The sequence below is a fragment of the Microbacterium sp. Nx66 genome (assembly GCF_904066215.1).
Classification (GTDB): Bacteria; Actinomycetota; Actinomycetes; order Actinomycetales; family Microbacteriaceae; genus Microbacterium; species Microbacterium meiriae.
Map to the genome: position 1 here is coordinate 2880241 of NZ_LR880474.1, position 12083 is coordinate 2892323.

The window sequence follows — 12083 nt, forward strand, 5'->3', positions numbered from 1 at the left end:
GTCCAGAAGAATGGAAGCATGCCACCGCTCGACCGCCTCACCCCGCTGCTCGACCGCTTCCGGGTGCGCAGCCGCCTGTTCCACACCGGACCCCTGTGCGGGACCACGGTCTTCGCCGCGAGTGCGGGCCACGGCTTCCTCCACGTGCTGCGTCGCGGCGAGATGGAGGTGACACACCAGCGCCCGGACGGCGGCATCGAGCGCGAGACGATCACCCGCCCGAGCCTGCTGTTCTTCCCCCGCCCCGTCGACCACACCTTCCTCAACGCCCCGACCGATGAATCCGACTTCGCCTGCGCGACGATCGACTTCGACGGCGGAGCCACGCACCCGCTCGTCCGCACCCTCCCCTCGGTGATCGTCCTGCCGCTCGACGAGGTGTCCACCCTCGCCCCCGCGCTGGACCTCCTGTTCGCCGAGGTCGACAACGTGCGCTGCGGTCGTCCGCTGCTGGCGGACCGGATGTTCGAGGTCGTGCTCATCCAGCTCCTGCGCTGGATGCTCGACCACTCCGGCGATCTCACCCTCCCGCCGGGGCTGCTGCCCGGCCTTGCGGACGAACGCCTCGCACCCGCCCTCGTGGCGATGCATGAGGCCCCCGGCGAGCCGTGGACGCTCGACACTCTCGCGCGGACCGCCGCGATGTCGCGCAGCGCCTTCGCGGCGCGCTTCAAGGAGGTCGTGGGCCGAGCGCCGGGCGACTACCTCACCGAGTGGCGTCTCACGATCGCCCAGGAACAGCTCCGTGCGGGGATGTCCGTGAGCGCTGTGGCCGCCGACCTCGGCTATGCGAGCGCCTCCGCCTTCTCCCGCGCGTTCGCCCAGCGGCTTGGTCGCTCTCCGCGGGCCTGGCTCGGCCTCGCCGCCTGAGCTCAGCCGCCGGCTGACATCACGGCAGCGACCCCGGTCACGATCCGGTCGAGGTCGCCGGCCGTGAGCGAAGGGTGCACGGGGAGGGAGAGCACCTCCTGCGCTGCCCGTTCGGTCTCCGGAAGCTCGTCGGCCGGCGCGAAGCGCGCCAGCGAGGGTAGCCGGTGGTTCGGGATCGGGTAGTAGACGCCGGAGCCCACCCCGTGTTCGTCGCGGAGTGCGTCGCGCACCCGGTCGCGCTCCCCCGCGGCGACCCGCACCGTGTACTGGTGGTAGACGTGCTCGGCGCCCTCCGCGACCGCAGGCACGGTGAGCCCGTCGATGCCGGCGAGCGCGCCGTCGAGGAATGCGGCGTTCTCCTGGCGCTGGCGGATCCAGGCGGCGACCCGCCCGAGCTGCACCCGACCGACCGCGGCGTGCACCTCGCTCATCCGGTTGTTGTAGCCGACGACCTCGTTCGCGTACTGGGTCTCCATACCCTGGTTGCGCAGCAGTCGGACCCTGCGCGCGACCTGCTCATCGACGCACGAGACCATGCCGCCCTCGATCGCCGTCATGTTCTTCGTCGGGTAGAGGCTGAACATGCCGAACCTGCCGATGGTCCCGGCCGGCCGGCCTCGCCAGGCGGCGCCGTGGGCCTGCGCGGCGTCCTCGTAGATGTCCAGGCCATGGTCCCTGGCGACCTCCTCGATGTCGTCCACGAGGAACGGATGCCCGTACAGGTGCACCGGCATGATGCCTTTCGTGCGGGCGGTGACGGCGGCACGGACCCGCGCCGGATCCAGCGTGAAGTGCCTCGGCTCGATGTCGACGAACACCGGCGTCGCGCCGGCCAGGACCACGGAGTTCGCCACCGCCGCGAAGGTGAAGGACGGCACGATCACCTCGTCGCCCGGGCCGACACCGGAGGCGAGCAGGCCCAGGAGCTGGCCGCTCGTCCCCGAGTTCACCGCGACGGTGGTGCGGCCCTCCACGAACTGCGTCGCGAACTCGCGCTCGAACGCCGCCACCTCGGGGCCCTGGGCGAGCATGCCGCTGCGGAGCACGCGTTCGACGGCTGCCACCTCGTCGTCGCCGATGAGCGGCGCGGCGGCCGGGATGAAGTCCTTCTGCATGGGTATGTCCTTCGTCGGGAACGGCTCGGCGCGAGCCGGATCGGAGGTGGAGGCAGGAATCGAACCTGCGTGCACGGTCTTGCGGACCGCGACCTGGCCACTCGGTCACTCCACCGGGTCAGATGTCCTCACGCGCCCGGCGGCGAGTACCCCTGCAGGAAGCGGCCGAAGCGCTGCACCGCATCGATCAGCGTGTCGGTCCCGGGCAGGAAGGCGAGGCGCACGTGATCGGTGTCGGCGCCGTTGAAGGCGCGGCCGTGCACCAGCAGGATGTGCTCCGCGTCGAGGAAGTCGAGCACCAGACGCTCGTCGTCACGGATGCCGAACACCTCAGGGTCGAGGCGCGGGAAGAGGTAGAGCCCTCCACCCGCCTCCTGCACATCGACGCCGGGGATGGCTCGGAGCGCGGCCGTGGCGGCGTCGCGCTGCATTGTCAGCCGCCCCTCGGCCGCGACGAGCGCGTCGAGCGATGCGTCGTGCTCCAGGGCCGCCGTGATCGCGTGCTGTGCCGGCACGGACGCGCACATCCGCATCGAGGCGAGCAGCCGCAGACCGGAGAGGAAGGGGTCATCGGCAGCGAACCCGGTCGTCAACGCCCAGGCGGCCCGATACCCGGCGACGCGGTGCGTCTTCGACAGGCCGGCGAAGGTGACGCAGGGCACGTCGGGGGCGACCTGCGCCGTGGAGACGTGCGTGAATCCGGGGTACACGACACGGTCGTAGATCTCGTCCGACAGCAGCAGCAGACCATGGCGACGGGCGAGCTCCGCCACGCCCTCCAGGGTCTCCCGCGGGTAGACCGCGCCGGTGGGGTTGTTCGGGTTGATTATGACGATGGCCACGGTCCGTGGGCCGATCGCCGCCGCCATGGCCTCGAGATCCGGGAGCCACCCGGCCTCCTCCGCGCAGCGGTAGTGCACGGGCTCACCCCCGGCGAGGACAGTCGATGCGGTCCACAGCGGATAGTCGGGACTCGGGATGAGGACCTCGTCGCCCGGCTCCAGCAGCGCCTGCAACGTGAGACCCACCAGCTCGGACACGCCGTTGCCGACGGTCACCGCCTCGATCCCGAGGGACGGGAACCCGGCCCGGCGCGAGTAGTGCACGCGGATCGCCTCCCTCGTCTCCGGAAGGCCCGGTGATTCCGAGTACCCATGGGCGTGCGGAAGAGCCTCGCGCAGGGCCTCCACGATGACCGGCGGCGCCTCGAAACCGAACGGGGCCGGGTTGCCGATGTTCAGGCGGAGGATCTGCTCGCCGCGGGCTTCCAACTCGGCCGCACGCTCGGCCACCGGACCCCGCAGGTCGTAGAGCACGCCGTCCAGGCGCGATGATCGGCCGATCCGGAACGGGGCCCTGGCCGTCATTCGTCCCCCTCGGCCTCGGCCGGACCGGAAGCGGCGGCGATGTCGTCGGCCAGTCGTCGCAGGTCGGCGTCGTCGAGGTCGTGCACCGTCAGACGCAGATGGTGGCCGCCGGGCGAGCCGTCCTCCAGCGCGAACTCGGACCCCGGTCGAACGAGCCATCCGCGGTGCGCGAGCCGCTCGGCGACGACCGCGGCCTCCTCGCGGACATCGACCCACGCATTCAGACCGCTCTCCGCGGTGACGTCCGATCCACGGGCGGAGACGAGCGCGGCGAAGGACCTGTTGCGCGCGGCGTATCGGGCCCCCGCCTTCGCGATGAGCCGGTGCACGTCTTCGTCACGGAGCATGGTCGCGGCGAGCTGCTGCATGACGTGGCTCACCCACATCGTGCCGGGGCTGAGCCGGAGGGCGAGGCGCTCGGCGGTGACGGGGTCGGACGCGGTGAGGGCCAGCCGCATGTCGGGTCCGAGGAACTTGGACACCGACCGCACGAGAGCCCACCGTTCGTGGCCCGGTCCGATGACGGTGGCGTACGGAGTCGGGGCGAGCAGCGAGAAGTGGTCGTCCTCGATCACCAGGACGTGGGGGTGCGGAGCGAGCACCTCGCGCAGCGCCGCGGCACGCGCGGGACTGATGCTGACCCCGGTGGGGTTGTGCGCGCGGGGCGTGCAGACGATCGCGCGCACACCGCTCTCCAGAGCGTCACGCACCCCCTCCACGGTCATGCCCTCGTCGTCGACGGGTATCGCGACGGGCGTGTACCCCGCCAGACGCGCGGTCTGGATGCTCGAGAGGAAGCACGGATCCTCGAGACCCACCCGGTCGCCGTGCACGAGCGTCTGAGCGAGCAGGCGCTCCACCGCGTCGACCGCCCCGGCGGTGACCGAAAGGCGGAAGGGGCGAGGCTGGTCCTCCGCGATCCATCGGGTCGCCCACTCGGCGAGACCGGCATCGATCACCGACTCGCCGTAGAGGACGGGGCTCGGGTGCACGGCTGCGAGAGCGGCGGCGAGGTCGGGAAGGAGGGCCGCCTGAGGGTTGCCGTTGGCGATGTCGCGGAGCGCGGTTCCGGGCGTGAAGCCCTCATCCGGCGTGGCGACGGGTCCGAGCACGGTCGTCCCTGTGCGCCCGCCGGTGGTCGCGATACGGGCGGTGACGAGTGCGCGGTAGGCGGCGAGCACAGTGTTGCGATTGACGCCGAGCCGCTCGGCCAGCGTGCGGACCGGCGGCAAGCGGTCCCCGGCGACGAGCGTCCCCCGTTCGACGAGGTCGCGCACGCTCTCCGAGATCTCCGCGGCGGTGACGCCGCTGATCCCGTCGGTCTCGTCGTCTCTGCTCTCCGCCGCTGCCATGACTCGACGGTAGGGGAGATTTTGACCTATGTCAAAATCTCCTCGGGGATCAGGGGCGGTCGTCGACCTCCACGCCGTCCTCGATCTCCTCAGGCTCCAGGTCGGTCACGTCGACCTCGGGCGCGTCGCCCTCCCCGTTGTTCGCGGTCGGGGGCTCGCCGTGGAATCCGGTCGTCTCGTCCTGTCGCGGATCGGTCATGATGCCTCCTCGGTTGATGGGACTCCATGATCGGCCCGCCGCGCTGCCGGAGCGAGCACCTTGACAACGCCGCCTCCGGTGGCCCGGCTCCCGATGCACGCAGGCGGAGCCCAGGTACACCGGTTACCGTTCAGGAGCGGTCGGTCCCCACGGATCTCCTCCCGCATCCCGCACGATCACCGCGATCCCCCGACAGAGGACACGATGACCCCCGGCACTCTCCCCCTCGCCGCTTCCGCCCCCGGCTACGACGGATTCATCGGCTGGGTGCTCAGCCTGATCGAGACCCTGGGCGAGGTCGGCGTCGGCCTCGCCGTGCTCATCGAGACGTTCGTCCCGCCGATCCCCTCGGAGGCGATCCTCCCGGCGGCGGGATTCCTTGCCTACGACGGGCGGATGAACGCCTGGGGCGCCTGGGCCGCGGCCACCATCGGCGGACTCGTCGGTGCATGGATCTGGTATGCACTCGGCGCGGCCGTGGGCCGGGACCGCACACGGCGCATCGTCGGACGCATCCCCCTTCTCGACCACGACGACTTCGACAAGGCCGAGGCGTTCTTCGCGCGCTGGGGCGGCGGTGCCGTGCTGTTCGGTCGCTGCGTGCCCCTCGTGCGCTCGTTCATCTCGATCCCGGCCGGCATCGAGCGCATGGCGCTGTGGAAGTTCACGCTGTACACGCTGGTCGGCTCGGCGGTCTGGAACGGCATCTGGATCGGCCTGGGCTTCGCCTTCGGCCCCGCCATCCGGCCGATCCTCGAGCAGTGGAGCGGCGTGATCTCCGATGTGGTCGTCGGCGTGCTCATCCTGCTGCTTCTGGTGTTCATCGCGCTGCGCATCCGCCGCCGCATGCGCGAAGCCGCGGCACGGCGGGCAGAGGACAACGGTCAGGCCTGAGGCCCCTCCCCCGCGCGGCTTCGTGTCACGAGGTGTCAGCCGGCGGCGTCGGCCGCGACGATGTCGCCGAGCTTCCAGGACCGATCGAAGTACGGCTGCAGCGGCCCGTAGAAACGGAAGTAGCTGAACCAGTGCCGCCCCGGAATCGTCTGCACCCACTTCGAGCGCCCCTCCGTCGGCGGTTCCGGGCCGAACCACAGATCGACGGAGCCGTCCTCGTTGTATCGGAGGTCCTCATCGCGCGACCCGCGGTCGCCGCGCTGCTGCTCGTTGTCGATGAGGCAGCGGGTGTCGGCGTCGTACACCGTCGCAGACCAGAACAGCTTCGCCGGCACGTCCGCCGGCACGTGCAGGCGATAGGTGCGGGCACCGTCGAGCCACTCTCCGTCGGCATCGGTGTAGGCACCGAGGTAGGCCTGCCCGACACCGGGAGTGGTGCTCTTCATCGCCTCCGAGAAGCTGACAGCCTCGTAGAACCATGAGGCCCTCTCGAGGAGCTCGTCATAGCCGTCGCCCCGCTGCGCGGAGTTGTCCAGGACGATCGCCTGCTCCCACACACGGTCGGGCCAGTAGCTCCCCTGCGCGAAGCGCTTCGCGAACGTGTTCGCCTGCGCCATCAGCTCACCCGCTTCGGCGCCGCGCTCCAGGATGCGGGTGAGACGGTCGTCCGGCGCGAAGGGCTCCCCGACGCGGATGCCGAGCTGCCGCAGCATCGCGAGATAGAAGCGATCGCGTTCGTCGACGACCTCCGACTGGTAGATGCGGTGCAGAAGACGCCAGTAGTCCATGCCGCGCGGCTGATCGCCGCTCCACGGCCGACCGTCCGGAGAGATGATGCGCGTCGGTGCGGGGTCCTCCCGATCGCGGTACGGGTAGATCCGTACGGCGCGCACGAGGGCATCGGCGCGCTCCGGATCAGGGTCGAGCGTGCGGAAGCCGAACATGATGTTGACCCCGGAGGACTGCAGGATCCGGAACTCGGCCGTGATGTCTGCGGGGACGGTCGCCCCGGGCGCGACGATCACGTACTTGCCGCCGCGCCCCTGGTCCGGCCCCATCTCCCCCATCGCCCCGACCTCCCGCTGCCAGAAGTCGGAGACGCCGCCGGCCGTGTGCCCCGGGGGCAGGTCGATGACCAGCGGTCCGGTCTCGGCGAGGTCGAAGAAGTTCAGGATGTACGGCGTCGTGGCATTCGCCGTGATGAGGCCGAGGCGGTCGCGATACGTCAGGTATCGGACGAGATCACTGCTCGTCGCACCGAAGACCTCCTCGTGCTGCGACTTCCACTGCGCGTAGGAGACGAGCGGAAGAGCCCAGAGGTAGGCCTGGCAGGCGAACTGGAAGTCCAGCTCGTCGAAGATCGCGGGGATCGACTCCCGCGCCGGCAGCTCGCCGTCCTTCCGTACCCCGTCGAGTCCGCTCGCTCCGGTCATATCCGTCCCCCTCTGTCAGCGCGCTCCCGTACTGCGCGAATCGGCTCCGCCTGAACCCCGACAGTAGTGGGGCGGACGAGCACGCGGAAGAGGTGTGATGTCGGCGGGGCGGGGCACGATGGTGGCATGACGGACGGCTACGACCCCGCGTTCCTCGGCATCCCGCTGCCGCTGCCCGTGCCCCCGATGCCGGTGCGCGCGCTCCCTGCGCCCCGGTTCACGGTGCTGCTCGATCCGGAACGGCGCCTCGCCGCGGTGACGGGCGTGACCATCGATGGCGCCCGCCTGCGGGATCTCCCGCGCACGGGTGAGTGGCGCCTCGACCCCCGGGTGCCCGCGGAGGAACAGGCGGGGTCCGCCGTCTACGCCCGGAACGACCTCGACCGCGGACACCTCGTCCGTCGCCGCGACCCGGGCTGGGGGGAGCTCGACGAGGCCCGCGCCGCTGCGGAAGCCACCTTCACCTACCCCAACGCGGCCCCGCAGGCGGCCGCCTTCAACCAGTCGAAGGACCTCTGGCTCGGGTTGGAGGACCACGTGCTGGCGTATGCCGAGGCGACCGCGCAGCGCCTGTCGGTGTTCACGGCCCCGGTGCTCGCGGACGCCGACCCGCCGTACCGCGGCATCCGCGTGCCCCTGCAGTACTGGAAGATCGTGGCGTGGCGCTCCGAGGACCGACTCGCGGCCGCCGCATTCATCCTCGACCAGACCGAGCTCGTGGACACGCGGGAGGGCGTCTTCGCCGTCGCGAGTCTCGGGGCCTTCCGCACGTTCCAAGTACCGGTCGCCGAGGTGACCGCCCTCACCGGAGTCGACCTCGGCCCCCTTCCCGACGCCGATGTGCTCCCCCGGCGCGGACTCCGCGAGACGGCATGGCGCCCGCTGCACACCGCCGACGACATCGTCCTGTGACAGCGGGCACCCCGCGTCACTCGCCGGCGCGCACGCCCTCGAGCGACGGGTAGTCGATGTACCCCTCGGCAGTCGAGCCGTAGAACAGCTCGGGGCGGGGCTCGTTCAGCTCGGCCCCGGTCCGCCACCGCTCCACGAGGTCGGGGTTGGCGATGACGGGACGCCCGGCCGCGACCGCGTCGGCCCAGTCCTCCGCGACCAGTTCCTCGGCCGCGGCTCGGGTGGTCTCGACGCCGAAGCCGGTGTTGACGATGAACGCAGCGCCCGCCGCTCGGCGGATGGCCTGCACGAGTTCTCCGGCCGGCTCGGGGTGCAGCACATCGACGAAGGCCAGCCCCAGAGGTGCGAGTCCTTCGGCGAGCGCGGTGTAGGTCGCGAGCACGTCGGCGGGGTCGTCCTCGATGACGCCCTGGATGCCGTGGGCCGGTGAGAGGCGGATTCCGGTGCGGTCGGCACCCACGGCTGCTGCGACCGCCGTGGTCACCTCGACCGCGAAGCGCGCACGGTTCTCCGGCGAGCCGCCGTACCGGTCGTCGCGGACGTTGGACACCGGGGACAGGAACTCGTGGACGAGGTAGCCGTTGGCACCGTGCACCTCGACGCCGTCGAAGCCGGCCGCGATCGCGTTACGCGCGGCCTGGACGAACTGCTCGACGACCACGGGGATCTCGTCCAGGGTGAGGGCATGCGCGACGGGCAGATCGGCCTTGCCCTTGAGGGTCCGCGTCTGCCCGGGGGCCGCCAGAGCACTCGGCGCGACGACGCGGGGCTCGCCGGAGATGTCCGGGTGGCCCACACGGCCGCCGTGCATGAGCTGCATGACGATGGTGCCGCCCTCGGCGTGCACGGCGTCGGCCACGCGGCGCCATCCCTCGATCTGCGCGGGGGTCACGATGCCCGGCTGCCCAGGGTACGACTTGCCTTCGAGGACCGGCCAGACCCCCTCCGAGATGATGAGTCCCTGCCCGGCCCGCTGGCGGTAGTACTCCTCGATGATCGCGGTCGGCACGCCCTCCGCGTCCGCACGGGTGCGGGTGAGCGGCGCCATGACGACGCGGTTGGACAGGTGCAGCGAGCCGAAGTCGGCGGAGTCGTAGAGAGTCACAGTGGGGCCAAGGCGTCCGACCGCCACTGTATTCCCGTGAATCGATGACGTATTCCGGTGTATCAACCGCCCAGATCGGCGACGAGGTTCGCGAAGTGGTCGAGGTCGGCGGCGGTCCAGCCGCGCAGGCGCTCGCCGATGCGCCCCTCATACCGGGAGCGGGCGAGAGCCACGCGCTCCTCGGCCAGCGGGGTCGCCACCAGCACCCGGGCGCGACCGTCCTCGGGATCGGGGATGCTCTCGACGAGCCCGAGCTGCTCGAGCTGACGCACCTGCCGGCTCACCGCGGACTTGTCCGTCTGCAGGCGCTCGATGAGTGCTCCCGCCGAGGTCGCCCGTCCGGCGAGGATCGAGGTCAGCACCTGGTAGCCCAGCGGCTGGAGATCCGGATGCACGGTGACCGCGGCCTCGCGCCACCCGACGCGGATGCGGGCGAACAGCCGGCCGAGCTCGTGCTCGACGCGGGCGACCGCCTGGTCGAGGTCGTCGATCGGAGCGCCGTCGGCGGGTTCGTCGGACGGGGCGCTCATATCGCCAGTGTACGGCGAAGCCCCGCGACCGGATGCGGTCGCGGGGCTGTGCTCAGACCTCGGCGAGGAGCCGGAACACCTTGGATGCGGCGTCGATCTCCGCGGGCGTGAGCTCATCGATGACAGCGCGGAGTCGGCTGCCGTACTCCCGGCGGACATCGGTGAGCGCGGTGCACGCGGCCGGTGTCGCGGTGAGCACCCGGAGCCGGCCGTCGCGCTCATCCGGCACCGAGGCGATCAGCCCGAGCTCCTCCAGCATCCGCACCTGGCGGCTGACGACGGACTTGTCCATCTCGAAGCGCTCGGCGAGCTCATGCGCGCTGGCCGAGCCCGCCCGGTCGATGAAGGTGAGCAGCTTGTACCCCGCCACCTGCAGCTCCGGGTGGACCCGGGACGCCGATTCCTTCCACAGCGACCGGGTCCGCGCGAAGATGAGGTTGAGATGCGCCTGGAGGTCGCTGAGGGCGGTATCGACGTCGGGGGTGCCGACCGCCTCGGACGCGCTCATGTCAGCGCTCCTGCTTCCGATCGTCGCGCTCGAGCACGCTCACGGACCCCGTGGTGGTCGCCGGTTCGGCCTGCCCGGTGCGAATGGTCCCGGTCGAGAGGTTCGCGCCGACCTCGGCCTCGGAGACCTCGATGACGGACTCCTCGGCCTGCTCGCGCAGCTGCTCCGCGGCGTTCTTGGTGGACAGCGGCTTGTTCTTGATGAACGCGATCGCGATGATCGCGATGACCGCCAGCGGGATGGCGAGGATGAACGCGTCCGCGATGCCGTGCCCGTAGGCGCTCTCGACGATCGTGCGGATCGTGTCGGGCAGCTCGCCCACCTTCGGCACGTCGCCGGAACCCAGGCGCTCCAGGGCGCTGATCTCGTCGGGCGTGGTCGGGACGAAGCCCTTCAGACCGTCCTTCATGAAGTCGGCGACGCTCGTGGAGAGCAGCGACCCCATGACGGTCACACCGATGGTGCCGGCGATCGTACGGAAGAAGTTGACGTTCGACGAGGCCGCGCCCAGCTGCTGCGGAGCCGTGTCGTTCTGCACGATCAGGGTCAGGTTCTGCATGACCATGCCGAGCCCGGCACCGAGGACGAACATGTAGACAGCGACCAGCGGGAACGGGGTGTCGTAGCGCAGCGTCGCCATCAGGCTCACGCCGATCGTGGCGAGGATCGAGCCGGTGACCATCCAGCTCTTCCACTTGCCGAAGCGGCTGACGAGCTGGCCGATGATGATCGACGCGCCCATCTGACCGATGATCATCGGGATGGTCATCAGGCCCGACTCGGTGGGCGTCGCGCCCCGGGCCAGCTGGAAGTACTGCGCGAGGAAGACCGAGGTCGCGAACATCGAGACGCCGATCGCGATCGAGGCGATGACCGACAGCGTGAAGGTGCGGTTGCGGAACAGCGTCATCGGGACGATCGGCTCCTTGACGAAGAACTCGACCACGATGAAGGCGGCGATCGCGACGACCGCGGTCACGATGAGCGCGATGCTCGTCCCGGAGTCCCAGTCGAACTGGTTGCCACCCATGGACACCCAGATGAGGAGCGTCGAGACGCCGACGGCGAGCAGGACGATGCCGAAGTAGTCGATCGAGACCTTCGTGCCGCGCTGCGGCTTGGGCAGGTGCAGCGTGAACTGCAGCAGCACGAGGGCGAGGATCGCGAACGGGACGCCGACGAAGAAGTTGGAGCGCCAGCCCCACACGTCGGTGAGGAGTCCGCCCAGCAGCGGTCCGCCGATCGTGCCGAGGGCCATGATGCCGCCGACGACGCCCATGTACTTGCCGCGCTCACGCGGCGAGATGATGAGGGCCACCGCGATCATGACGAGCGACATGAGACCGCCGACGCCGATGCCCTGCACGACGCGGACAGCGATGAGCATGTTCGTATCGGTCGAGAATCCGGCGATCACGGTGCCGACCGTGAAGAGGATGAGCGAGATCTGGACCAGCACCTTGCGGTCGACCAGGTCGGCGAGCTTGCCCCAGATCGGGGTGGAGACGGCGGTGGCGAGAAGGCTCGCGGTGATGACCCAGGTGTACTGCGACTGCGTGCCACCGAGGTCGGCGATGATGACCGGCATCGAAGTCGAGACGACCGTGCCGGAGAGCACGGCGACGAACATGCCGACGATGAGGCCGGAGATCGCGGTGAAGACCTCGCGGGCCGAGCGCGTGGTCTCGGAAGAGGATGAGGTGTGTGTCACGGGGGAATGCTCCTGCATAGAAAGTTGATCGAGATCAACCATACGCCGATAGTTGCGGTTTCGCAACTATCGACGGCTACCGCACTC

Annotated in this window: 12 protein-coding genes and 1 tRNA gene; 3 read left to right on the top strand and 10 right to left on the bottom strand. The window is 70.3% G+C overall.

All coding sequences use genetic code 11. From position 1 onward, the window contains the following. The first annotated feature begins 18 nt into the window (after positions 1-18). The gene (locus tag MICNX66_RS13935) at positions 19-870 is read left to right on the top strand and encodes an AraC family transcriptional regulator (protein ID WP_187662362.1); all 852 of its coding nucleotides are present in this window, start codon (positions 19-21) and stop codon (positions 868-870) included. A gap of 2 nt (positions 871-872) precedes the next feature. Here MICNX66_RS13935 and MICNX66_RS13940 read toward each other — a convergent pair whose 3' ends face one another. The 5 genes from MICNX66_RS13940 to MICNX66_RS13960 form a co-directional block, all read right to left on the bottom strand. Then, positions 873-1985, bottom strand: a complete 1113-nt coding sequence (locus MICNX66_RS13940; RefSeq protein ID WP_187662363.1) for a DegT/DnrJ/EryC1/StrS family aminotransferase — start codon at positions 1983-1985, stop codon at positions 873-875. Between the two features lie 44 nt (positions 1986-2029). Continuing rightward, positions 2030-2100, bottom strand: a tRNA-Cys gene (locus MICNX66_RS13945). Positions 2101-2113: 13 nt separating this feature from the next. Beyond that, positions 2114-3352 (bottom strand): aminotransferase class I/II-fold pyridoxal phosphate-dependent enzyme, encoded by a 1239-nt coding sequence (locus MICNX66_RS13950; protein ID WP_187662364.1) that lies wholly within the window; start codon positions 3350-3352, stop codon positions 2114-2116. Next, entirely contained in the window at positions 3349-4704 is a 1356-nt protein-coding gene (locus MICNX66_RS13955; RefSeq protein ID WP_187662365.1) for an aminotransferase class I/II-fold pyridoxal phosphate-dependent enzyme, read from the bottom strand. Before MICNX66_RS13955 ends, MICNX66_RS13950 begins: the two co-directional genes overlap by 4 nt. A 49-nt stretch (positions 4705-4753) precedes the next feature. Then, the gene (locus tag MICNX66_RS13960; protein WP_187662366.1) at positions 4754-4903 is read right to left on the bottom strand and encodes a hypothetical protein; all 150 of its coding nucleotides are present in this window, start codon (positions 4901-4903) and stop codon (positions 4754-4756) included. A gap of 204 nt (positions 4904-5107) precedes the next feature. Here MICNX66_RS13960 and MICNX66_RS13965 point away from each other — a divergent pair, with 204 nt between their 5' ends. Next, positions 5108-5797, top strand: a complete 690-nt coding sequence (locus MICNX66_RS13965; protein WP_187662367.1) for a DedA family protein — start codon at positions 5108-5110, stop codon at positions 5795-5797. Positions 5798-5832: 35 nt separating this feature from the next. Here the strand turns inward: MICNX66_RS13965 and MICNX66_RS13970 are convergent, their stop codons facing one another. After that, the gene (locus MICNX66_RS13970; RefSeq protein ID WP_187662368.1) at positions 5833-7230 is read right to left on the bottom strand and encodes a DUF1254 domain-containing protein; all 1398 of its coding nucleotides are present in this window, start codon (positions 7228-7230) and stop codon (positions 5833-5835) included. Positions 7231-7356: 126 nt separating this feature from the next. Between MICNX66_RS13970 and MICNX66_RS13975 the strand changes: the two genes are divergently transcribed. Next, positions 7357-8142 carry a DNA/RNA non-specific endonuclease gene (locus MICNX66_RS13975; protein WP_187662369.1) on the top strand — a complete coding sequence of 262 codons (786 nt, stop codon included), beginning with the start codon at positions 7357-7359 and terminating at the stop codon, positions 8140-8142. Between the two features lie 16 nt (positions 8143-8158). On the opposite strand, the gene MICNX66_RS13980 is transcribed toward MICNX66_RS13975, so the two are convergent. From MICNX66_RS13980 to MICNX66_RS13995, 4 genes are all read right to left on the bottom strand, one after another. After that, positions 8159-9247: an alkene reductase gene (locus MICNX66_RS13980; RefSeq protein ID WP_187662370.1), complete on the bottom strand. Its 1089-nt coding sequence runs from the start codon at positions 9245-9247 to the stop codon at positions 8159-8161. Between the two features lie 62 nt (positions 9248-9309). Next, positions 9310-9777 (bottom strand): MarR family winged helix-turn-helix transcriptional regulator, encoded by a 468-nt coding sequence (locus MICNX66_RS13985; protein WP_187662371.1) that lies wholly within the window; start codon positions 9775-9777, stop codon positions 9310-9312. Positions 9778-9829: 52 nt separating this feature from the next. Then, complete coding sequence (locus tag MICNX66_RS13990; RefSeq protein WP_187662372.1) at positions 9830-10285, bottom strand: MarR family winged helix-turn-helix transcriptional regulator; 456 nt, start codon at positions 10283-10285, stop codon at positions 9830-9832. 1 nt (position 10286) lies between these two features. Then, complete coding sequence (locus MICNX66_RS13995) at positions 10287-12014, bottom strand: MDR family MFS transporter (protein ID WP_187662373.1); 1728 nt, start codon at positions 12012-12014, stop codon at positions 10287-10289. Between the last annotated feature and the right edge of the window lie 69 nt (positions 12015-12083).